General features: G+C 35.1%; 16 protein-coding genes, 2 tRNA genes and 2 rRNA genes (1 of these 20 running past the window's edge). 14 read left to right on the top strand and 6 right to left on the bottom strand.

The genetic code is table 11. From position 1 onward, the window contains the following. Nucleotides 1-2 precede the first annotated feature (2 nt). The 5 genes from VCM48_RS08535 to VCM48_RS08515 form a co-directional block, all read right to left on the bottom strand. Nucleotides 3-842, bottom strand: a complete 840-nt coding sequence (locus VCM48_RS08535; protein ID WP_482270236.1) for a DUF3078 domain-containing protein — start codon at nt 840-842, stop codon at nt 3-5. Between the two features lie 79 nt (nt 843-921). Continuing rightward, nucleotides 922-1,872, bottom strand: a complete 951-nt coding sequence (locus VCM48_RS08530; RefSeq protein ID WP_482270235.1) for a DUF3078 domain-containing protein — start codon at nt 1,870-1,872, stop codon at nt 922-924. A 33-nt stretch (nt 1,873-1,905) separates the two neighbouring features. Beyond that, nucleotides 1,906-2,415 carry a DUF2480 family protein gene (locus VCM48_RS08525; RefSeq protein ID WP_482270234.1) on the bottom strand — a complete coding sequence of 170 codons (510 nt, stop codon included), beginning with the start codon at nt 2,413-2,415 and terminating at the stop codon, nt 1,906-1,908. 60 nt (nt 2,416-2,475) lie between these two features. Then, nucleotides 2,476-2,796 (bottom strand): DUF59 domain-containing protein, encoded by a 321-nt coding sequence (locus VCM48_RS08520; RefSeq protein WP_115899355.1) that lies wholly within the window; start codon nt 2,794-2,796, stop codon nt 2,476-2,478. Nucleotides 2,797-2,811: 15 nt separating this feature from the next. Then, on the bottom strand, nt 2,812-3,237 hold the full coding sequence (locus VCM48_RS08515) for a SufE family protein (protein ID WP_274638593.1): 426 nt from the start codon (nt 3,235-3,237) through the stop codon (nt 2,812-2,814). 192 nt (nt 3,238-3,429) lie between these two features. Between VCM48_RS08515 and VCM48_RS08510 the strand changes: the two genes are divergently transcribed. Together VCM48_RS08510 and VCM48_RS08505 are read left to right on the top strand one after the other, a co-directional pair. Next, nucleotides 3,430-4,356 carry a PfkB family carbohydrate kinase gene (locus VCM48_RS08510; RefSeq protein WP_482270233.1) on the top strand — a complete coding sequence of 309 codons (927 nt, stop codon included), beginning with the start codon at nt 3,430-3,432 and terminating at the stop codon, nt 4,354-4,356. Between the two features lie 79 nt (nt 4,357-4,435). After that, a complete protein-coding gene (locus VCM48_RS08505) occupies nt 4,436-6,334 on the top strand; it encodes an amidophosphoribosyltransferase (protein ID WP_274638591.1) in 1,899 nt (632 codons plus the stop codon). A gap of 75 nt (nt 6,335-6,409) precedes the next feature. Here VCM48_RS08505 and VCM48_RS08500 read toward each other — a convergent pair whose 3' ends face one another. Then, entirely contained in the window at nt 6,410-6,772 is a 363-nt protein-coding gene (locus tag VCM48_RS08500) for an SPOR domain-containing protein (RefSeq protein WP_274638590.1), read from the bottom strand. Between the two features lie 214 nt (nt 6,773-6,986). Here VCM48_RS08500 and VCM48_RS08495 point away from each other — a divergent pair, with 214 nt between their 5' ends. The 12 genes from VCM48_RS08495 to VCM48_RS08440 form a co-directional block, all read left to right on the top strand. After that, the gene (locus VCM48_RS08495; RefSeq protein WP_482270232.1) at nt 6,987-8,279 is read left to right on the top strand and encodes a c-type cytochrome; all 1,293 of its coding nucleotides are present in this window, start codon (nt 6,987-6,989) and stop codon (nt 8,277-8,279) included. A gap of 32 nt (nt 8,280-8,311) precedes the next feature. Then, a complete protein-coding gene (locus tag VCM48_RS08490) occupies nt 8,312-11,458 on the top strand; it encodes a TAT-variant-translocated molybdopterin oxidoreductase (RefSeq protein ID WP_482270231.1) in 3,147 nt (1,048 codons plus the stop codon). Nucleotides 11,459-11,485: 27 nt separating this feature from the next. After that, nucleotides 11,486-12,886 (top strand): NrfD/PsrC family molybdoenzyme membrane anchor subunit, encoded by a 1,401-nt coding sequence (gene nrfD, locus VCM48_RS08485; protein WP_028891351.1) that lies wholly within the window; start codon nt 11,486-11,488, stop codon nt 12,884-12,886. Continuing rightward, nucleotides 12,876-13,403 (top strand): DUF3341 domain-containing protein, encoded by a 528-nt coding sequence (locus VCM48_RS08480; RefSeq protein ID WP_274638587.1) that lies wholly within the window; start codon nt 12,876-12,878, stop codon nt 13,401-13,403. Before nrfD ends, VCM48_RS08480 begins: the two co-directional genes overlap by 11 nt. A gap of 9 nt (nt 13,404-13,412) precedes the next feature. Then, nucleotides 13,413-13,961: a c-type cytochrome gene (locus VCM48_RS08475; protein ID WP_274638586.1), complete on the top strand. Its 549-nt coding sequence runs from the start codon at nt 13,413-13,415 to the stop codon at nt 13,959-13,961. Nucleotides 13,962-13,983: 22 nt separating this feature from the next. Beyond that, nucleotides 13,984-15,612 carry a quinol:cytochrome C oxidoreductase gene (locus tag VCM48_RS08470; protein ID WP_274638585.1) on the top strand — a complete coding sequence of 543 codons (1,629 nt, stop codon included), beginning with the start codon at nt 13,984-13,986 and terminating at the stop codon, nt 15,610-15,612. A 34-nt stretch (nt 15,613-15,646) separates the two neighbouring features. Then, nucleotides 15,647-16,654 (top strand): cytochrome c oxidase subunit II, encoded by a 1,008-nt coding sequence (locus VCM48_RS08465; RefSeq protein ID WP_274638584.1) that lies wholly within the window; start codon nt 15,647-15,649, stop codon nt 16,652-16,654. Between the two features lie 33 nt (nt 16,655-16,687). Continuing rightward, nucleotides 16,688-18,457 (top strand): cytochrome c oxidase subunit I, encoded by a 1,770-nt coding sequence (locus VCM48_RS08460; RefSeq protein WP_099215214.1) that lies wholly within the window; start codon nt 16,688-16,690, stop codon nt 18,455-18,457. Nucleotides 18,458-19,613: 1,156 nt separating this feature from the next. Beyond that, nucleotides 19,614-21,137: ribosomal RNA gene (locus tag VCM48_RS08455) — 16S ribosomal RNA — on the top strand. 81 nt (nt 21,138-21,218) lie between these two features. After that, nucleotides 21,219-21,292 (top strand) — tRNA-Ile (locus tag VCM48_RS08450). A 111-nt stretch (nt 21,293-21,403) separates the two neighbouring features. Next, nucleotides 21,404-21,477 (top strand) — tRNA-Ala (locus tag VCM48_RS08445). A gap of 190 nt (nt 21,478-21,667) precedes the next feature. After that, a 23S ribosomal RNA gene (locus VCM48_RS08440) occupies nt 21,668-21,796 on the top strand (it continues 2,744 nt past the right edge of the window). Together the 16S and 23S rRNA genes with 2 tRNA genes alongside form the textbook arrangement of a ribosomal RNA operon.

Genomic DNA, 21,796 nt, shown 5'->3' with positions numbered 1-21,796 from the left:
TTCTAGAAACCGTAATTTATTCCTAGACCAAACACTTCTCTCGTTTGGAATCCTCTAAAGGCGTTGTCGTCATAAATAGCTTGCATAGAAAGATTCGCAGATAAGTATTTGTTAACTTTCATTACTACGTTAACAGTGTAATCAATATCTACATTTTGAAAATCTTCCAAGTAGTTACTGTATAGGTTTAATATATTTTCTACGGACACATTTTTCATTACATCTAATTTGTAATAGGCGTTAACTGCGGCACCTAGTTCATAACGAGTAGTTTCGTTTTGCTCTACTCCAAAAGCAGGTCCAAAATCAGTTAAGTGTTTGTGTACATATATTAACTTAGAAGTTGCAGGAGCGATGTTTACTTTTAAATTGTCATGTTTTTTCCAAAGCATACCAGGTCCAAATTGGAAGTATGCAGGAGAAAAGAAATGAGATGTTTGCTCGCCAGAAACATAGGTTGAAGACATTTGAGTCTTAAAATTGAAAAAAGCTGAGTAATACCAATATCCGCCGGCTTTTTTTCCTAATAAAGAGTTTAACTCTAAACGGTCATCTGTTTTTTGTACTTCTTCTCCTTTTAACTTTGTTAAACCGTAAGAAGCAATTAATTTATTATCCCAAGTCCAATCACCTTTGGTGTAATTAAAATCATAGTTTAATCCAATAGTACCAGAAATGTTATTTGTACCACCAGCTAACCAATTATTAAAAGCAGATTGGTTGAATAAAAAAGAAATGTTACCGCTTCTTTTCCATCCTTCTTTAGGTTCTTCTTTTTTTTCTTCTTGAGCGTTAACTGTTAATGCTCCAAACAAAACAGCAATAGCTAATAATTTTTTCATTTTAATAGTTTTAAATTAATTTTTGAGGGCGCGAATGTACGCTTAACCTAGGGGTTAGACAATAACATTACGCTAAAAGTCACGTCTTATGAAAAATATAATTTAAACCAAGACCAAACACTTCTTTAAATTGTACTTTGCTTGAAGCGTCGTCATCAATAATGGCGTGTAAGCCAAGGTTTGTAGACAGGTTTTTATTAATTTTAACAAAGATATTTAATTGATAATCGATATCAATGTTTTGTGGTTTGTTCAAATAATCAGAATATACTGCTACAATGCTTTCCATGGTAACATCTTTCATTATTTCGCTTTTAAAATAAGCTGAAAGGTTGAAACCTAAACTGAAATTTATATTCTTACCTTCATCTACACCATACTTTCCTGAAAACTCATCTGAAACAAATGTGTAACGAGCTGAAGCAGGAGCAACGTTTATTCTTGCATCATCATTTTTTTTCCATAACATACCAGGGCCAAAACTCCAATATGCAGGAGAAAAGAAATCTGAAACAGCTACCTTTGGTTCTTGTTTATAATCATAACCTCTGGTGTATTGCGTTTTAAAATTACTAAAAAATGAGAAAAACCATAGTTTTGAAGTTCTTAAACCAAGTAAAGAGTTATATTCAAATTGATCTTCTGTTTTTCTTACTCCTTGACCATCTACATAACTAATTCCATAAGCAGAAATAACTTTATTATCCCAGTTCCACTTTTTTCTTTTGTAGTTAAAATCATAACCAAGTGTCATATTTCCAGCAACGGTGTTATTTCCACCTGCTGCCCAATTAGAAAAAGATGATTGATTGAAAAGAAAAGTATACTTTCCTACAACAGTCCATTTTTTTGGAGGATTCTTTTTAATCAGAGGTTCTGCAAATACTCGTCTATTAAATATATAGAAAGCAAAACTAGTGTCTAAAGGTGAGTTTTGTAAACCTACAGTAGAAATACTATCTTTTTTAGTTTCTTGTGAAACTATAGAAAAAGAGTAACAAGAAAACAGGATTAAGAACAGTTTTTTCATTTGTTATTAAATTGAGGAGTTCTATGAGTTTAATTATCTTTTTCTCTTATAAAGCGGTACTGTTGAACAAGCTTCACCAAACATGATGGTTTTAGCTACAGGTTTGATTTTTTCAATTAATAAGGTATATGCTGATGGTGGTATAGGCTTATTTGCACACCCTTTAATTATTACAGGCTTGTCCTTATATTCAGAAGTGTCTAGCTTATGAATAATCTCTTGATATATTACAGTTTCTAATAATATTAAGTCACCAACAACAACTTTTTTAGCAAAAGGAGTAAGTTCAGTGGTCAATAAAAGATACGCCCAAGAAGGAATAATGGCATCAGTGGAACATGTTAATGAAACATAACTATCTTGGTATTGAGTCCAGTCATGATTTTTTACAGATTCTCTAAAATCCTTTTCACGAAGAATCAATTCTTCAAACAACCAAATTTTAATATCAAACACTACACGTTTACCTTTAGGGTAAAAATCTTCTAAATCTATCGTAGTAAGCTTACTGTTAGCAACTCTATTTATAATTTCTTCTGCCATATTTAGTTGAAAAGTTTAAAAGTTGTACGCTTTGTGTTTTTAATAGTTACATCAAAAGCCTTATAGCATTCCTAATTCTAATTTTGCTTCTTCACTCATCATGTCTTGAGTCCAAGTTGGATCAAAAGTGATTTCAACCTCACAGTTGTTGATTTCTTTCAAAGTTTTTACTTTTTCCTCTACTTCAACAGGTAATGTTTCAGCAACAGGACAGTTAGGAGAAGTTAATGTCATTAATATTTTGGCATCATTCTCTTCTGATATAAAAACATCATAAATTAAACCTAGTTCATATATGTCAACAGGTATTTCAGGGTCGAAAATGGTTTTTAATACACGAACTATTTTATCTCCTAATTCTTCTAATTTATCTTCAGTCATAATTCTAAACTTCTTTTAATTCGCTAACTTGCTTTGTTGCGCAATTGCGTACATTTTAATTTGTTTTACCATTGATACTAATCCGTTAGCACGCGTAGGGCTCAAATGTTCCTTTAAGCCAATTTCGTCTATAAATTCAGTATCGGCGTCTAAAATGGCCTTAGGTGTTTGGTCAGAAAATACCCTCAATAATAAAGCCACAATTCCTTTTGTTAAAATAGCATCACTATCGGCAGTAAACTCAATGGTGTCACCTTTTAACTCAGAATGCAACCATACTTTCGATTGACATCCTTTAATTAGGTTTTCATCTAATTTGTATGCTTCGTCTATTAATGGTAGCGATTTACCTAGCTCTATAATGTACTCATAACGCTCCATCCAGTCTTCAAACATAGAAAACTCGTCAATAATTTCTTCTTGTATTTCTTTGATAGTCATTTTTTAAAACTATTTTTGCAAAGTCAAAAAGACCGTTTTTAATTAAAGACGCAAAATTACGACAAAAAAGGCAGTTGACATGAGAGTTTAAGCCTTAATGAGTAGAATTAGTAAAATTTTAAGTCTTAGTAATTTATAGAGACTTAAAGAAACAAATAGATTTCCTTAGGTAAAGGAATATTAAGTAGAGTTATGAGTAAATTATTAGCAGTAGGAACAGTAGCACTTGACGCTATAGAAACACCATTTGGAAAAACTGATAAAATCTTAGGAGGGTCAGGAACTTTTGTAGGATTAGCAGCTTCACAGTTTGGAGTGCAAACAGGAGTTGTTTCTGTAGTTGGAGGAGATTTTCCACAATCATACATAGATATGATGAACGATAAAGGAATTAATACTGATGGAGTGGAAATAGTAAAAGAAGGAAAAACTTTCTTTTGGAGTGGAAAGTATCATAACGATATGAACTCTCGCGATACTTTAGTAACTGAACTGAATGTGTTAGAGCATTTTCAACCTGTAGTTCCAGAGTCTTTTAAAGATGCACCAATTGTAATGTTAGGTAATTTGCACCCATTAACACAAGCATCGGTATTAGATCAAATGAATGAAAGACCAAAGTTAGTAGTATTAGACACTATGAACTTTTGGATGGATATAGCATTAAACGATTTACATGAGGTTTTAAAACGTGTAGATGTTATTACAATTAACGATGAGGAAGCACGCCAGTTAAGCGGGGAGTACTCTTTGGTAAATGCAGCAAAGAAAATTCATGAAATGGGACCAAAATATGTGGTAATTAAAAAGGGAGAACACGGAGCTTTGTTATTTAATGAAGGAAACATGTTCTTTGCACCAGCATTACCACTAGCAGAAGTATTTGATCCAACAGGAGCTGGAGATACATTTGCAGGAGGTTTCTGCGGGTATTTAGCCAAAACAGAAGATATCTCATTCGAAAATATGAAGAGTGCAATTATTTACGGATCTAATTTAGCATCGTTCTGTGTTGAAAAATTCGGAACACAGCGTATGGAGGCGTTAACTAGTGAAGAGGTACAAGCGCGCTTAAAAGCGTTTAAAGAATTAACACAGTTTGATATAGCACTATCATAAACTATAAATCCGCGCTTTTTGCTGCGGATTTTTTTATACAACACACAAAACTACAACACAACTAAATACTTGAAATTAAATGAGTGACGCTATTAAACACGAATGCGGAATTGCAATGGTTCGTTTAAAAAAACCATTACAGTACTATAAAGATAAATATGGTACCGCGTTTTATGGTGTAAATAAAATGTACCTGTTAATGGAAAAACAGCACAATAGAGGACAAGACGGTGCTGGATTAGCAAGTATAAAATTTAATGTAGAGCCTGGAACAAGATACATAAGTAGAATCCGCTCCAACCAATCACAACCAATCCAAGATATTTTTGGAAAAATCAACCATAGAATCAATGGAGTTTTTGAAGAGAACCCAGATAAGGTTGATGATGTAAAATGGCAAGAAGAAAATGTGCCTTACATTGGAAACCTATTTTTAGGACATGTTCGTTACGGTACATTTGGCAAAAACTCTATAGAGAGTGTTCATCCATTTTTACGTCAAAGTAATTGGAGGCATCAAAGTTTAATTGTTGCAGGAAACTTTAATATGACGAACTCTAAACAATTATTAAATGATTTAATTGATTTAGGGCAGCACCCAAAAGAGTTTACTGATACAGTAACTGTGATGGAGAAGATTGGTCATTTTTTAGAGTCAGAAGTTTCTGATTTGTACTTAAAGGCTAAAGAGGAAGGGTTTAATAAAAAAGATGCTTCACCTTATATAGAAGAAAACTTAGATATTCAACGAATTTTACAGCGTTCAGCTAAAAACTGGGATGGTGGTTACGCAATGGCAGGATTGTTAGGTCATGGAGATGCTTTTGTATTGCGTGACCCTTCAGCAATTCGTCCAGCATTTTTTTATGAAGATGATGAAGTAGTAGTGGTTGCTTCAGAACGACCAGTGATTCAAACAGTATTCAATGTTCCAATTGATACTATTAAAGAAATTGATAGAGGTCATGCATTAATCATCAAGAAGAATGGTCAAACAACAATGGCTCCGGTTTTGGAAGAAAGACCTAAAAAAGCATGTTCTTTTGAGCGTATTTACTTTTCAAGAGGAAGTGATGCTTCAATTTATGAAGAACGTAAAAACTTAGGAAAATATGTGTTCCCAGAAGTTTTAAAGTCTATTGATAGTGATATAGAAAATTCAGTTTTTTCTTACATACCAAATACGGCAGAAACATCGTTTTTCGGAATGATGGAAGCAGCAGAAGATGTATTGAATCAACAGAAGACAGATGCAATTTTAGCTGGTGAAGGAAAGCTTTCAAAAGAAAGAGTAATTGAAATTCTTTCTAAAAGACCACGTTTTGAAAAAATAGCAATTAAAGATGCAAAATTACGCACCTTTATTACTGATGATAGTAGTCGCGATGATTTAGTTGCTCACGTTTATGACGTTACTTATGGTGTTGTGAAGCCAACAGATAACTTAGTTATCATAGATGACAGTATTGTAAGAGGTACTACTTTGAAGAAGAGTATTATTAAGATTTTAGATAGACTAAACCCTAAGAAAATAGTAGTAGTTTCTTCTGCGCCTCAAATCCGTTACCCTGATTGTTATGGTATTGATATGGCTAAGATTAACGATTTCATTGCGTTTAAAGCTGCTTTAGAATTGTTGAAAGAGACAAATCAATATAATATTGTTGATGAAGTATACCAAAAGTGTAAACAGCAAGAAGGTAGTGAGGATAAAGATGTAGTAAACTATGTAAAAGAAATTTATGCGCCGTTTACCGATGAAGAAGTTTCAGCAAAGATTGCACAGATGCTAAAAACAGCTGAAATTAAGGCAGATGTAGAGGTTATATTCCAGCCAGTAAGTGGATTACATAAAGCGTGTCCAGATAATTTAGGAGATTGGTATTTTACTGGAGATTATCCTACAGATGGAGGTCATAGAGTAGTAAACCAAGCATTCATCAATTTTTATGAAGGAAGTGATAAAAGAGCTTATTAATAAGTAGATTTAATAAATAAAAAAGAGTAATCGAACAAACGATTACTCTTTTTTTATGCTGTAAAATATGTTTAATTACATAGGGACTACAATTGCACCAGAGAACTTTTCACGAATCTCATTTAAAGCTCTGTCCGCATGTAAACGTGTTTTGTAATTTCCTACTTGTATTTTCCATTCTGGAGCTTTGTAAGTTAGTTTAGTGTAAACATCAGGGTATTCAATTTTAAATCTATTACGTAAGCTTCTTGCACGTCTTTCAAGTCCGTTATATAATTGTATTCTATACCCGCTTCCGTTATGTTTATTGTAAGCTCGTTTTTTTTCTATTAACGAAATAATGTCTTTGTTTTCAGTAAGTTTATCTTGAGCTTTTACATTAAAAACACTACCTCCAATAATAAATAAGAAGGTGATTAATATGCTGTATTTTTTCATTTTGTTGAATCTTTTTACAAAAGTAATGACTTGTCAGTTAATACATTGTTAACGTTGTTTATTTAGAATTATTATAAATTATAGATTAGGATTCTCTTAACATTTCACAATTTAGACAGAAGTAGTACTTTTGTGCAACTTTCTGTGTACTATTTTTTAATAGTGTAACAGAAAAAATTGTACCAAAATAGATACAAAACTTATATTTTATAGTATGAAAAGTGTGAATCATCACAGTAGATTAACCAAAACTCTAGTAAGGAGTTTAGCTTTCTTTTTAGTTTTCTTAGTAAGTTCTTCCGCGTTTTCACAAGATATTGACGAAGCGCGTCAAAAAGAAGGAAAGAAATTATTTAAATCTCTTTGTGCTTCTTGTCACAAGTTAGATAAAAAACTTGTAGGTCCTGCGTTAGCTGGAGTAGAAGAAAAAAGAACTAACGAATGGTTAAAGGCATGGATTAAGAACAATGCTGAGCTTAGAGCATCTGGAGACAAAGATGCGATTGCTATTTTTGAAGAATATAACGGTTCTAACATGACTGCTTTTCCGCAGTTAACAGATCAAAACATCGATGATATTCTTTATTATACAACTGTAGGTGAGGTTAAAAAGGCTGCTGTTGGAGGAGCTGAAGTTGCTGGTCAGCCTCAGGGAGATCAGGCGCCTAAGTGGTTGATTTATATATTAGCTGCGGCAATTGTTGTAGCGTTTTTAATTATTGGTAGTTTACTAAAAACTATTAGTGAATTAAAAGGAGCTCCAAAAACTCCAGGTTTAATGGGGCAAACAGCTGAATTATGGCAAGGAATTAAACAGAATACATTCTTAAAAGTATTAACCGTGATTTTCGGAGCTTTAGTAGCTGCTTACTTCTTGTTTGGTACGTTGTTTAAAGTAGGTGTTGATGAAGGGTATCAACCAATTCAACCAATTGCTTTTTCACACAAGATTCATGCAGGAGATAACAAGATCGATTGTCAATACTGTCACTCGTCTGCTAAGCACAGTAAAACATCTGGAATTCCTTCAGTAAATGTTTGTATGAACTGTCATAAAAATATTTCAGAGGTTGCTGATGATACTAAAGTAGTAATGGATGACCATACATTAGTAAAAGCAGATTTAGATAAGGAAATCGCTAAGATTTATGAAGCAGCAGGTTGGGATGCAGATAAATTAGAGTATACAGGAAATACTAAACCAGTTAAATGGGTTAGAGTTCATAACTTACCAGATTTTGCATATTTTAACCACTCACAACACGTAACAGTTGGAGGTATAGCTTGTCAAAAATGTCACGGACCTGTAGAAGAAATGGAAGAGGTGTATCAACATTCTCCATTAACAATGGGTTGGTGTATAGATTGTCATAAGGCGACTAAGGTTGACTTAAAAGGTAATGAGTACTATGCTAAAATTCATGAAGATTTAGCTAAAAAGTACGGTGTTGAGCAAGTAACTATTGCGCAATTAGGAGGAAAAGAGTGTGGTAAGTGCCACTATTAATCAATTTAGAAAGTAGAAAAACACATATATAAATGGCTTCAAACAAAAAATACTGGCAAAGTGTTGAAGAACTAAAAGGTAGTTCTGTTGTTGAAACGCTACGTAATAATGAGTTTGTACAAGATATTCCTACAGATGAATTTTTAGGCGACAAAGAAACCTTAGAGACATCATCAACTTCACGTAGAGATTTCTTGAAATATGTTGGATTTACCACAGCAGCAGCTTCTTTAGCAGCTTGTGAAGGTCCAGTAAGAAAATCAATTCCTTATGTAGTGCAACCAAATGATATCGTAGTAGGTGTTGCTGATTGGTACGCAACTACAATTGCAGATGGTTTTGATTTCGCAAACGTATTAGTAAAAACACGCGAAGGGCGTCCAATTCAAATCATGCCAAACAAAGAGGCAGGAGGTGTAACTAGCGCACGTACTCAAGCATCAGTTTTATCATTATACGATGAGAAATTACGTTTAAAAGAACCTAGAAAAGGTGAAACTCAAATTTCTTGGGCAGATGCAGATAAAGAAATTATTGCTAAGTTAAACGAGTTAAAAGACGCTAACGAACCAGTTGTGTTTTTAACAGGTACTTTAGCGAGTCCTTCTACTGAAAAAGTAATCGCTGACTTTATTACTGCTTATCCAAATGTGAAGCATGTGGTGTATGATGCAATTTCTGATAGTGCAGCTGCGGATGCTTTTGAAGCTATGTATGGTAAAAGAGCATTACCAGATTACGATTTTAGCAAGGCAGAAGTAATCGCATCTATTGGAGCAGATTTCTTGGGAGATTGGCAAGGTGGATATGAAAAATCTTATGCTGATGGTCGTAGAGTTAAAACTGGTAAAATGTCTTACCATGTTCAAATAGAAAGTAACATGTCTTTAGCAGGAGCAAATGCTGATAAAAGAATAGTTGCTAAACCATCTGAACAGGTTTTTGCTTTAATAAACTTATACAACCAAGTAACAGGAGGTAGTCTTCCTTCAAAAGCAACAGCTTTTGATACAGAGGTAAAGCAATTAGCTAAAGACCTTAAAAAAGCAGGTTCAAAAGGAGTTGTTGTTACAGGTTTAAATGATAAAAATGCTCAATTAATTGCTTTAGCAATTAACAAAGCATTAAATAGTGAAGTAATCGATACTAAGGCAGTGAACTTAAAACGCCAAGGTAACGATACTCAAGTTGCTCAATTAGTAGCAGACATTAAAGGAGGTAAAGTAAAAGGATTAATTACTTATAATGTAAATCCTTTATACTCATTGTCAAATGCAGCTGATTTAGCAGAAGGAATTAAGAGCTTAAAATTATCTGTTGCCTTATCTACTCAAGATGACGCTACAGCTAATGCTACACAATATACATTGCCAGCACCTCACAACTTAGAAAGTTGGGGAGATGTTATGGCTAAACAAGGTGTTTATGGTTTAATGCAACCAACTATTCAACCATTGTTTAATACACGTCAAGTACAAGATGTATTATTAAAGTGGTCAGGAAGTACAGTAAACTATTATGACACTTTAAAAGAATTTTGGAGCACTAATGTATTAGGAGGGGCTTCATGGAATCAAGCATTACATGATGGATTCTTCAAAACTGAAAATGTTATTGTAGAAGAAGAAATAGCTTTTGAATCTACAGCAGATGTAAATGCAGCAGCAGTACAATTAGTAAGAAATGCTAATAATGCTTCAGGATTCGAATTAAACTTATATTCATCAACAGCTTTAGGAGACGGTAAACAAGCAAATAACCCATGGTTACAAGAATTACCAGATCCAATTACACGTGCTTCTTGGGATAACTACTTAACCGTTTCTATGGCAGATGCTAAAGAATTAGGTTTTGAAAATCCAGTAAAAGATAATGGCGCTATTGATGGTAACTATGCTAACGTAACAGTTAATGGAGTTACAATAAACAAAATTCCAGTTATTATCCAACCAGGTCAAGCAAAAGGATCAGTTGGTTTAGCGTTAGGTTACGGTAGAACTCAAGGATTAAAGTCAGAAATGCAAGTAGGTATTAATGCATATCCTTTCTACCAAAACGGAAACAATGTACAATACAATGTTTCTATAGAAAAAGCTTCAGGGTGGCACAAGTTTGCTTGTATGCAAGTACAAAGTACTTTAGCTGGTCGTCACGATATCTTAAGAGAAGCTTCATTAAAAGAAGTAAACGATAAAAAATTAGATCCTAAGCATACTTGGAATAAACCATTTATGGTTTCTTATGATCATCAAGAAGTTGAAGGAAGTAAAATCGACTTATGGGATGAGCATGATAGAAGTTTAGGACACCACTTTAACTTATCTATCGATTTAACATCTTGTACAGGTTGTGGAGCATGTGTTATTGCATGTCACGCAGAAAACAACGTTCCGGTTGTTGGTAAAGATGAAATGAGAGTTGGTAGAGATATGGCTTGGTTACGTATTGATCGTTACTATTCTTCTACTGTAGAAGATAAGCAACACGATGCTAAAATGACGTTGGAAGAGTTTAAAGCTCAAAATCCAAACATAGCAAACCAAGAAGTTGAAAGACGTTATACTGAAAAAGTATTAGAGTTAAGCAAAGGAGATTTATTTGATGCTTTAGAAAATCCAGCAGAAAACCCACAGGTTGCTTTCCAACCTATGATGTGTCAGCACTGTAATCACGCACCATGTGAAACAGTATGTCCGGTAGCAGCAACATCACACGGTCGTCAGGGTCAAAACCAAATGGCATATAACCGTTGTGTAGGTACTCGTTACTGTGCAAACAACTGTCCATATAGAGTTCGTCGTTTCAACTGGTTTAACTATGCTGAAAACAATGAGTTTGACTTCAACATGAACAATGAGTACGGAAAAATGGTGTTAAACCCAGACGTAGTAGTTCGTTCTCGTGGAGTTATGGAAAAATGTTCTATGTGTATCCAAATGACGCAAGCTACTATCTTAAAAGCTAAGAAAGAAGGTAGAGCTGTTAACAAAGATGAGTTTGAAACAGCATGTTCATCTGCTTGTTCAACTGGAGCTATGGTATTTGGAGATATAAACAACTCAGAAGATACAGTTACAGCGTTAAAAGAAGATAAAAGAGCTTTCCACGTGTTAGATTATATTGGTACAAAACCAAACGTAGTGTATCAAGTGAAAGTAAGAAATACAAACGAAGCTTAATAGTAAAATTAATAAGTATATAGATTTATGTCGTCTCATTACGAATCATCTTATAGAGAACCTTTAATACTTGGTGACAAGAGTTACCATGATATTACTGAAGATATTGCTAGACCTATTGAAGGGAAAGCAAACAAAAATTGGTATATAGCATTCTATATCTCCTTAGCAGCAATGTTATGGGGATTTGGATGTATCTTCTACACCGTAGGAACAGGTATTGGTGTTTGGGGATTAAGTAAAAACATCGGTTGGGCATGGGATATTACCAACTTCGTATGGTGGGTAGGTATTGGTCACGCCGGTACACTTATCTCTGCTGTATTATTATTATTCCGTCAAAAATGGAGAATGGCAATTAACCGTTCTGCAGAAGCGATGACAATTTTTGCGGTATTCCAAGCAGGATTGTTCCCAATTATCCACATGGGACGTCCATGGAACGGATACTGGGTATTACCAATTCCTAACCAATTCGGATCATTATGGGTTAACTTTAACTCACCATTATTATGGGATGTATTCGCAATTTCTACGTATTTATCGGTATCATTAGTTTTCTGGTGGACTGGTTTATTACCTGATTTTGCAACGATTCGTGATAGAGCTGTAAAACCTTTCCAAAAGAAAATTTATGCATTATTATCTTTCGGATGGTCAGGTAGAGCAAAAGACTGGCAACGTTTTGAAGAAGTGTCATTAGTGTTAGCAGGTTTAGCAACGCCATTAGTACTTTCAGTACACACAATTGTATCGATGGACTTCGCAACTTCTATCAACCCAGGATGGCACTCAACAATTTTCCCTCCTTATTTCGTAGCAGGGGCAATTTTCTCAGGATTTGCAATGGTACAAACCTTATTAGGTATTATGCGTAAGGTTACAAATATGGAAGCATATATTACACGTTTACACGTTGAGTATATGAACATCGTAATCATTTTAACAGGAGGTATCGTAGCAGTAGCTTATGCAACAGAATTCTTCATTGCATGGTATACAGGATCTCCTTATGAAAACTACACATACTTATCGTTTGGTGCAGAAGCAGGGGCTTATGGATGGGCATTCTGGTCGTTATTAATTTGTAACATTTTCACACCACAGTTATTATGGATTAAAAAAATCAGAAGAAGTTTTATCTGGTCTTTTATTATCTCGATTGTAATTAATATCGGTATGTGGTTTGAGCGTTTTGATATTATCGCAATTGTATTAAGTAAAGGACAATTACCATCTACTTGGTGGCGTTTTGAGCCAACGTTTGTAGACGTAGGTATCTTCATAGGAACTATTGGGTTCTTCTTTGTATTATTCTTATTATATGCAAGAACTTTCCCAGTAATACCTACAGCAGAGATTAAGACTATTTTGAAATCATCAGGTGAGAATTTTAAAAAATCAAGAGAAGAGAACAATGAGCACTAATAAAGTAATTCACGCATTATATAATGATGATGATATCTTAATGGATGCCGTTAAGAAGGTAAAAGCAGAGAATCATCACATTGAAGAAGTATTTTGTCCATTCCCAGTTCACGGATTAGACAAAGCAATGGGCTTAGCACCAACACGTTTAGCAATTACTGCTTTTTTATATGGTATTACAGGTTTATCGGTAGCAGTTTGGTTAACATGGTATACTATGATTGCTGATTGGCCTCAAGATATTGGAGGAAAGCCAAACTTTTCTTGGGCAACAAACATGCCAGCTTTCGTTCCAATTTTATTTGAATTAACAGTGTTTTTTGCAGCACACTTAATGGTAATTACTTTTTATATGAGAAGTAAAATTTGGCCATTTAAAGAAGCTGAAAATCCTGATCCAAGAACTACAGATGATCACTTTTTAATGGAGATTCCTGTTGAAGGAAGTGAAGAAGAGTTAGTGTCATTGTTAGAAACAACAGGAGCTGTAGAAATCAACGTAGTAGAAACGCACTAATAAAGAGATATGAAGAGTTTAAAAATAATTATCGCTTTAGCTGTAGTAGCAACAAGCTTAAGTTCTTGTAACGATAAACGTAAACCACAAGTACAATATATGCCAGATATGTATGTATCTGTACCTTATGATGCCAATGGAGCAGAAGGATTAAATAAGGAGATGGTAAATAAATTACCTGTGGCAGGTACTGTAAGTAGAAACGGAGTTGTAGCTTATGATATTCCTGATACAAATGAAGGATATGAAAAAGCAAAAGCTGAATTAAAAAACCCATTACCAACAACTGAGGCTAACTTAGAAAAAGGTAAAGAGTTATACGGTATATACTGTGCTTCTTGTCACGGAACAAAAGGTGATGGTAACGGAGTATTATCTCAAAGAGATAAATTTAACGGTATTCCAAATTATGCAGATAGAGAATTAAACCCTGGTAATATTTATCATGTAATTATGTATGGTAAAAACTTAATGGGATCTCATGCATCACAGTTAAGATACAATGAGCGTTGGCAAGTTGTACAATACGTAGAAAAATTAAGAAGCGAATTAAAATAAGTCTATAATAGATAGTTAAGATATGTACCAGTTTTCAGGAAAATTAAAAATGCTTGCTATTGTTTTAATGGCTGTAGGACTTTTAGGAACAGGTTATAGTTTCTTTTCAGCACCTAAAACATTAGAAGAAGCAAAAGAAATTTTAGCAAAACAAGATGCACACCATGGAGGTGGTCATGAAGCAGCTACTACTCATAATGAGGAGGAGCATGCAGATGAAGCTAAAGTTGAAAAGCATGTTGAAGTTGAAAATCACGAAGAAGATACAACAACTGAAACGCATGTTGCAGATAGTACTGCTACACATACTGAAGAAGTAGCACATAATGCTGAGCAAGAAGACTCAGGAGAAGCTACAGAAAACACACAAGCGCAAGATAGTTCTGCTGTACACGTAGCGGATGATGCTCATACAGAAACTGCAACAGATGAAGCGCATGAAACAACAACTGAAGCTCACGCTGAAGTAGCTGCCCATGGTGAAGATCATGGAGATGCTCATGCAGAACACGCTTTACACCAAATGCAAAATAGACCTTGGTCTGCATTGTACGTTGCTTTATTATTCTCATTAGGTATCACATTATTAGTATTAGCTTTTTATGGATCACAAATAGTTGCACAAGCAGGATGGTCGGTAGTATTACATAGAGTAATGGAAGCTATTTCTTCAAACTTACACTATGTGAGTTTAGTAATGTTAGTATTCTTAATAGTAACGGCAATGCACATGAACCACTTATTTACTTGGATGGGAGAGGGAGTAACTGATCCAACAAGTCCAAACTACGATGCTATTGTAGATGGTAAGAAATGGTGGTTAAATACTCCAGGCTGGTTAATTAGAAGTATTATATATTTAACAGGTTGGAATGTTTATCGTTTCCTTATTAGAAAGTGGTCTTTAGCACAAGATAATGGAGACTTAAAACAACATAAGAAAAACTATAATGCAACAGTTATCTTTTTAGTATTCTTTATGCTTACTGAAAGTATGGCTTCTTGGGACTGGATTATGGCAATAGACCCACACTGGTTCTCTACATTATTTGGATGGTACGTATTAGCTACCTTCTTAGTATCTGCATTAACAGTAATAGCAATGGTAACAATTTACCTACGTTCTAAGGGAGTATTACCATTAGTAAATGATAGTCATATTCATGATTTAGCTAAGTTTATGTTTGGTTTTTCTGTATTCTGGACATACTTATGGTTCGCACAGTTCATGTTAATATGGTATGCAGATATGCCAGAAGAAACCACTTATTTCTTATTACGTTTTAACGAATATAAAGTACCATTCTTAGCAATGGTTGTAATGAATTTTATTTTCCCAGTATTATTATTAATCAACAGTGATTTTAAGAGCAGACCTTGGTTTGTAATCTTAGGTGGTGTTGTAATCTTAGCAGGTCATTATATCGATTTATTTGTTATGATTATGCCAGGAACCGTTGGTGGTCAATGGGGATTCGGAATTGGTGAAATTAGTGGATTATTATTCTTTACAGGATTATTTATCTTCGCTACTTTTAGTGCATTTGCAAAAGCAAATCCAGTACCAAAAGGTAACCCATATTTACACGAGAGTGAAACATATCATTACTATAATATCGAACACACAGGAGAAGATAGTAATCATCATTAATAAAAAGAATTAATAAACAAATAGTTTAGATAATATGCTCGCTTTATTTTATATTTTCATAGCAGTTGCAATTGGAGTAAGTTTTTGGCAAATTACTCGTATAATGAATTTCCGTTCTGTAATTGCTACAGATAAAGACAACGAAAAACAAGGTAAATACGCTTTAGGTTTCTTAGCATTCCTTTATGCAATGATGATTTACTGCTTAATTGCCATGAACGTAATCATGTTACCAGAAGCTGCTTCTTTTGAAGGAGAGCATGATGATAACCTTTTCAATATTACTTTTTGGTTAATAGGAATCGTTCAATTCGGAATGCAGTTTTTAATTTTCTTCTTTACTTACAAGTATAGAGGAAATAAGAACAACAAAGCATTATTTTATGCTGATAGCCATAAATTAGAATTAATTTGGACAACTATTCCAGCTGTAACAATAGTATTGTTAATTGGATATGGTTTATGGGCATGGAACAACATTATGTATGTTGGAGATGACGAAAACCCAATCGTAATTGAAGTATACTCTCAACAGTTCCGTTGGGATGCACGTTATGCAGGTGAAGACAACCAATTAGGTTTAGGAAATGTAAACTTTATTAAGGGAATTAACACTATGGGTGTTGATATGTCTGATCCAAGTGCACAAGATGATAAGCAAGTAACTGAATTATATTTACCAAAAGGTAAAAAAGTATTATTCAAGTTCCGTTCACAAGATGTATTACACTCTGCATACATGCCTCACTTTAGAGCACAAATGAACTGTGTTCCAGGTATGGTTACTCAATTCGCATTTACGCCAAAGTATACTACAGCAGAAATGCGTCAGAACTCTGAGGTAATTGCAAAAACAGAAGGAATTAACAAAATTAGAAGAGCTAAAGGAGAAGATCCATATGAGTTTGATTACTTACTTTTATGTAATAAAATTTGTGGAGCATCTCACTACAATATGCAAATGAAAATTACTGTTGTTGAAGAAGAAGAATACAACAAGTGGTTATCAGAACAAAAAACATTAGCTCAAGCAATTAAATAAGATATTTTTAAAAAGTATATAAAGATATAGATTATGTCAGATCATCATCACAAAGAAACATTTGTAACTAAATACATTTTTAGTCAAGATCATAAAATGATCTCGAAACAGTTCCTTGTTACAGGTATATTTATGGGTATCATAGGAGGTTTCATGTCTATGTTATTTCGTTTACAAATTGCATGGCCAGATACATCGTTTTCAATTGTTGAAGCATTCTTAGGAAACCACCAAACTGATGGAATTATGAATCCAGATATGTACTTAGCGTTAGTAACAATACACGGTACAATTATGGTATTCTTTGTACTAACGGCAGGTTTAAGTGGTACATTCTCTAACCTATTAATTCCGTTACAAATTGGAGCTCGTGATATGGCTTCTGGATTCTTAAACATGGTATCTTACTGGTTATTCTTCTTATCATCAGTAATAATGATTATTTCATTATTCGTAGAGGCAGGACCAGCATCAGCAGGATGGACAATTTACCCTCCATTATCTGCATTACCACAAGCAATTCCAGGTTCAGGTACAGGTATGACATTATGGTTAGTGTCTATGGCAATTTTTATTGCTTCTTCATTAATCGGGTCGTTAAACTATATCGTAACAGTTTTAAACTTACGTACAAAAGGATTAAAGATGACAAGATTGCCATTAACAATGTGGGCATTCTTTATTACAGCAATTATTGGTGTAATTTCATTCCCAGTATTATTATCGGCAGCATTATTATTAATCTTCGATAGAAGCTTTGGTACTTCTTTCTACTTATCAGATATCTTTATTTCTGGTGAAGTATTACATTACCAAGGAGGATCACCAGTATTATTCGAACACTTATTCTGGTTCTTAGGACACCCAGAGGTATATATAATCTTATTACCAGCATTAGGTATTAGTTCAGAAGTAATTTCAACAAATGCACGTAAACCAATCTTTGGTTATCGCGCAATGGTTGGATCTATTATGGCAATTGCATTCTTATCTACGATTGTATGGGGTCACCACATGTTCGTGTCAGGAATGAATCCATTCTTAGGTTCAGTATTTACTTTTACAACAGTATTAATTGCTATCCCATCAGCTGTAAAAGCATTTAACTACGTAACCACCTTATGGAAAGGTAACTTACAGTTAAACCCTGCAATGATGTTTTCTATCGGATTAGTTTCTACGTTCGTAACTGGAGGTTTAACTGGATTAGTATTAGGAGATTCTGCATTAGATATCAATGTTCACGATACATATTTCGTAGTAGCTCACTTCCACTTAGTAATGGGTGTGTCTGCCTTATTAGGAATGTTTGCAGGTGTTTATCACTGGTTCCCTAAGATGTATGGTAGAATGATGAATAAGACATTAGGATACTGGCACTTCTGGTTAACAATAATCAGTGCTTACGGAGTATTTTTCCCAATGCACTTTATAGGGTTAGCTGGTTTACCACGTCGTTATTATACAAACACTAACTTCCCAATGTTTGATGACTTAGCAGATATTAATGTATTCATGACTATCATGGCTATTATTGGTGGAGCAGCTCAGTTAATCTTTATTGCAAACTTCTTTATCTCTATGTACAGAGGTCAAAAAGCTACGCAAAACCCATGGAATGCAAATACATTAGAGTGGACTACTCCAGTTGAACATATACATGGAAACTGGCCAGGAGCAATTCCTGAAGTTCATAGATGGGCTTATGATTACAGTAAAACAGATGAAAATGGTGAGTATGTTCACGGAAAAGATTTCGTACCTCAAAACGTACCACTTTTAGATGGTGAAGAACCATCTTAAGAAAAAAATATAAAATAAAAAAGCCTCCCAAATTGGGAGGCTTTTTTATTAAGGTATTCCTTCGGTCAGAAATATGTTGAATTATTTTAAGTTCAGAAAAAAAAAGAAAAATTGACTTATTGGATTCTTTAGAAGAAGAAACGAGTAAGTTCATTATGTTGTTATTTATTATTTAAAAGCTCATGTTAGGAGAATTGACATATATAGTTACTAGTAAATAATTAACTTGAACTAAACTTAGTTAGTAAAGTACTAATGAGGATTATTTAGTAGAAGATATAATACAGCGAGCATATATAGAAGATAAGTTAGAGTACCAAGAGCCTAAATTACGCAAGAATTATTTAGTTATTGTATCGAAAAGTAGGGGATATGTTGACGTATCCGAGTATAAGGAGATGTTTGCAAAGATGCGAAAGAAGCGAGAGCGAAAGAAAAAGTAAACAAATAGAGGGGGGCAGACTCATTACTAGAGTTTATAACTAAGTGCTATATCAGCTATATGTACTTCCATTTTAGAAGTACTAAAATATTAATAAGTATAATAAAGGAAGGTAGGATAGGGGTGTGTTGTAAAAAACTTTTGCGTGTAACTAATTAGGTTTTAAAGTATTAAAAAATAGTTTCAAAAAAAGGTAAAAAAGATGCTTGTTGAATGGAAAAAGGTATCTATATTTGCACCCGCAAACGGAAAAGCGGTAAGCTAAGAAGTTAGCGAGAGTTCATTAAAATAGGGTTTAAGATATTTAAAGAAAAGGTTAAAAAATAGTTTAAATTTTTCTTGTTTAATAAGAAATAAAGTGAGTATCTTTGCAGTCCGATTTTTAGGGAAACAGTTCATTAAAATAGTGTAGCAAGCAAACGAAAAAAAACTTCAAAAAAAGTTTTGTCAGATTAAAAAGAGTTTGTAGTTTTGCATCCGCTTTCACAGAGCGACACGATCACAGAAATTTTGGAAGACAGTAAGTCACTAGTTCGAGTCTAGTATTTCTACAAAAGGTTGGATTGAAAAGATGAGTTAACGCTTATCGTTAGAGATCTACCAAGTTCATTGAAAATATTGAAATTGACAGCGTAAAACAAAGAGTAGAATAACCATAACTTTACGAAGTTAGAAATTCTTTTGGAACTTAACATTTATAATATTAAAGATTATACAATGAAGAGTTTGATCCTGGCTCAGGATGAACGCTAGCGGCAGGCTTAACACATGCAAGTCGAGGGGTAACAGGGAAAAGCTTGCTTTTTTGCTGACGACCGGCGAACGGGTGCGTAACGCGTATAGAATCTGCCTTGTACAGGAGGATAGCCTTTAGAAATGAAGATTAATACTCCATAATGTTGAGAAATGGCATCATTTTTTAATTAAAGATTTATCGGTACAAGATGACTATGCGTCCTATTAGCTAGATGGTAAGGTAACGGCTTACCATGGCGACGATAGGTAGGGGGTCTGAGAGGATTATCCCCCACACTGGTACTGAGACACGGACCAGACTCCTACGGGAGGCAGCAGTGAGGAATATTGGTCAATGGAGGCAACTCTGAACCAGCCATGCCGCGTGCAGGAAGACTGCCCTATGGGTTGTAAACTGCTTTTATACAGGAAGAAACTTAGTTACGTGTAACTAACTGACGGTACTGTAAGAATAAGCACCGGCTAACTCCGTGCCAGCAGCCGCGGTAATACGGAGGGTGCAAGCGTTATCCGGAATCATTGGGTTTAAAGGGTCCGCAGGCGGTCAATTAAGTCAGAGGTGAAATCCCATAGCTTAACTATGGAACTGCCTTTGATACTGGTTGACTTGAGTTATACGGAAGTAGATAGAATAAGTAGTGTAGCGGTGAAATGCATAGATATTACTTAGAATACCGATTGCGAAGGCAGTCTACTACGTATATACTGACGCTCATGGACGAAAGCGTGGGGAGCGAACAGGATTAGATACCCTGGTAGTCCACGCCGTAAACGATGGACACTAGTTGTTGGGATTTATCTCAGTGACTAAGCGAAAGTGATAAGTGTCCCACCTGGGGAGTACGATCGCAAGATTGAAACTCAAAGGAATTGACGGGGGCCCGCACAAGCGGTGGAGCATGTGGTTTAATTCGATGATACGCGAGGAACCTTACCAGGGCTTAAATGTAGAGTGACAGGGGTAGAGATACCTTTTTCTTCGGACACTTTACAAGGTGCTGCATGGTTGTCGTCAGCTCGTGCCGTGAGGTGTCAGGTTAAGTCCTATAACGAGCGCAACCCCTATCGTTAGTTGCTAGCAGGTAATGCTGAGGACTCTAGCGAGACTGCCGGTGCAAACCGTGAGGAAGGTGGGGATGACGTCAAATCATCACGGCCCTTACGTCCTGGGCTACACACGTGCTACAATGGTATGGACAATGAGCAGCCACAACGCGAGTTGGAGCGAATCTATAAACCATATCACAGTTCGGATCGGAGTCTGCAACTCGACTCCGTGAAGCTGGAATCGCTAGTAATCGGATATCAGCCATGATCCGGTGAATACGTTCCCGGGCCTTGTACACACCGCCCGTCAAGCCATGGAAGCTGGGGGTGCCTGAAGTCGGTTACCGCAAGGAGCTGCCTAGGGTAAAACTGGTAACTAGGGCTAAGTCGTAACAAGGTAGCCGTACCGGAAGGTGCGGCTGGAACACCTCCTTTCTAGAGAAAGATGGTGAGTTACAATAGAGGTATATTTTACTCTTTGCTGTTAATTTTAAAGAAATTAGACTAAGATCTTATAGTCTCGTAGCTCAGCTGGTTAGAGCGCTACACTGATAATGTAGAGGTCGGCAGTTCGAGTCTGCCCGAGACTACAATTTTAAGACTTAGTTAAAGGAAATTTTAGAAGTTGGGTATCCCAAGTTGACGTATAGGTCATCAATTAACTGATAACTGTTAACTGATAGCTGACTACTGAAGAAAATGGGGGATTAGCTCAGCTGGCTAGAGCGCTTGCCTTGCACGCAAGAGGTCATCGGTTCGACTCCGATATTCTCCACAACGGCATTAAGTTGTCCACGAAGTTTAAATACTTGTCAGTGGCGACTCGCCACAAGTTCATTGACATATTGGTAAAATGATATCGTAAAGAATCAAGATAGAGAGTTAGATAATATCTAACAAAATATTTTTATAAGAACAAGAATTATAAAGAGCTCGTTGTAGTAGAGATACTACAGCAAAAAGTACAATAAGCTAAATAAGGGCGTATGGAGGATGCCTAGGCTTTCAGAGGCGAAGAAGGACGCGATAAGCTGCGATAAGCTACGGGGAGAAGCACATATTTTATGATCCGTAGATTTCCGAATGGGGCAACC

It is taken from the genome of Tenacibaculum sp. DPLXC6 (assembly GCF_056815515.1).
This window is presented reverse-complemented; position numbering and strand designations above follow the sequence as displayed.

What these genes read in the sequence shown, in the direction of transcription:
- VCM48_RS08460 (WP_099215214.1), top strand. Translation starts at nt 16,688, where the DNA reads ATGTCAGATCATCATCACAAAGAAACATTTGTAACTAAATACATTTTT.
- VCM48_RS08500 (WP_274638590.1), bottom strand. Translation starts at nt 6,772, where the DNA reads ATGAAAAAATACAGCATATTAATCACCTTCTTATTTATTATTGGAGGT.
- VCM48_RS08465 (WP_274638584.1), top strand. Translation starts at nt 15,647, where the DNA reads ATGCTCGCTTTATTTTATATTTTCATAGCAGTTGCAATTGGAGTAAGT.
- VCM48_RS08530 (WP_482270235.1), bottom strand. Translation starts at nt 1,872, where the DNA reads ATGAAAAAACTGTTCTTAATCCTGTTTTCTTGTTACTCTTTTTCTATA.
- VCM48_RS08520 (WP_115899355.1), bottom strand. Translation starts at nt 2,796, where the DNA reads ATGACTGAAGATAAATTAGAAGAATTAGGAGATAAAATAGTTCGTGTA.
- VCM48_RS08480 (WP_274638587.1), top strand. Translation starts at nt 12,876, where the DNA reads ATGAGCACTAATAAAGTAATTCACGCATTATATAATGATGATGATATC.
- VCM48_RS08525 (WP_482270234.1), bottom strand. Translation starts at nt 2,415, where the DNA reads ATGGCAGAAGAAATTATAAATAGAGTTGCTAACAGTAAGCTTACTACG.
- VCM48_RS08475 (WP_274638586.1), top strand. Translation starts at nt 13,413, where the DNA reads ATGAAGAGTTTAAAAATAATTATCGCTTTAGCTGTAGTAGCAACAAGC.
- VCM48_RS08510 (WP_482270233.1), top strand. Translation starts at nt 3,430, where the DNA reads ATGAGTAAATTATTAGCAGTAGGAACAGTAGCACTTGACGCTATAGAA.
- VCM48_RS08535 (WP_482270236.1), bottom strand. Translation starts at nt 842, where the DNA reads ATGAAAAAATTATTAGCTATTGCTGTTTTGTTTGGAGCATTAACAGTT.
- VCM48_RS08515 (WP_274638593.1), bottom strand. Translation starts at nt 3,237, where the DNA reads ATGACTATCAAAGAAATACAAGAAGAAATTATTGACGAGTTTTCTATG.
- VCM48_RS08505 (WP_274638591.1), top strand. Translation starts at nt 4,436, where the DNA reads ATGAGTGACGCTATTAAACACGAATGCGGAATTGCAATGGTTCGTTTA.
- nrfD (WP_028891351.1), top strand. Translation starts at nt 11,486, where the DNA reads ATGTCGTCTCATTACGAATCATCTTATAGAGAACCTTTAATACTTGGT.
- VCM48_RS08495 (WP_482270232.1), top strand. Translation starts at nt 6,987, where the DNA reads ATGAAAAGTGTGAATCATCACAGTAGATTAACCAAAACTCTAGTAAGG.
- VCM48_RS08490 (WP_482270231.1), top strand. Translation starts at nt 8,312, where the DNA reads ATGGCTTCAAACAAAAAATACTGGCAAAGTGTTGAAGAACTAAAAGGT.
- VCM48_RS08470 (WP_274638585.1), top strand. Translation starts at nt 13,984, where the DNA reads ATGTACCAGTTTTCAGGAAAATTAAAAATGCTTGCTATTGTTTTAATG.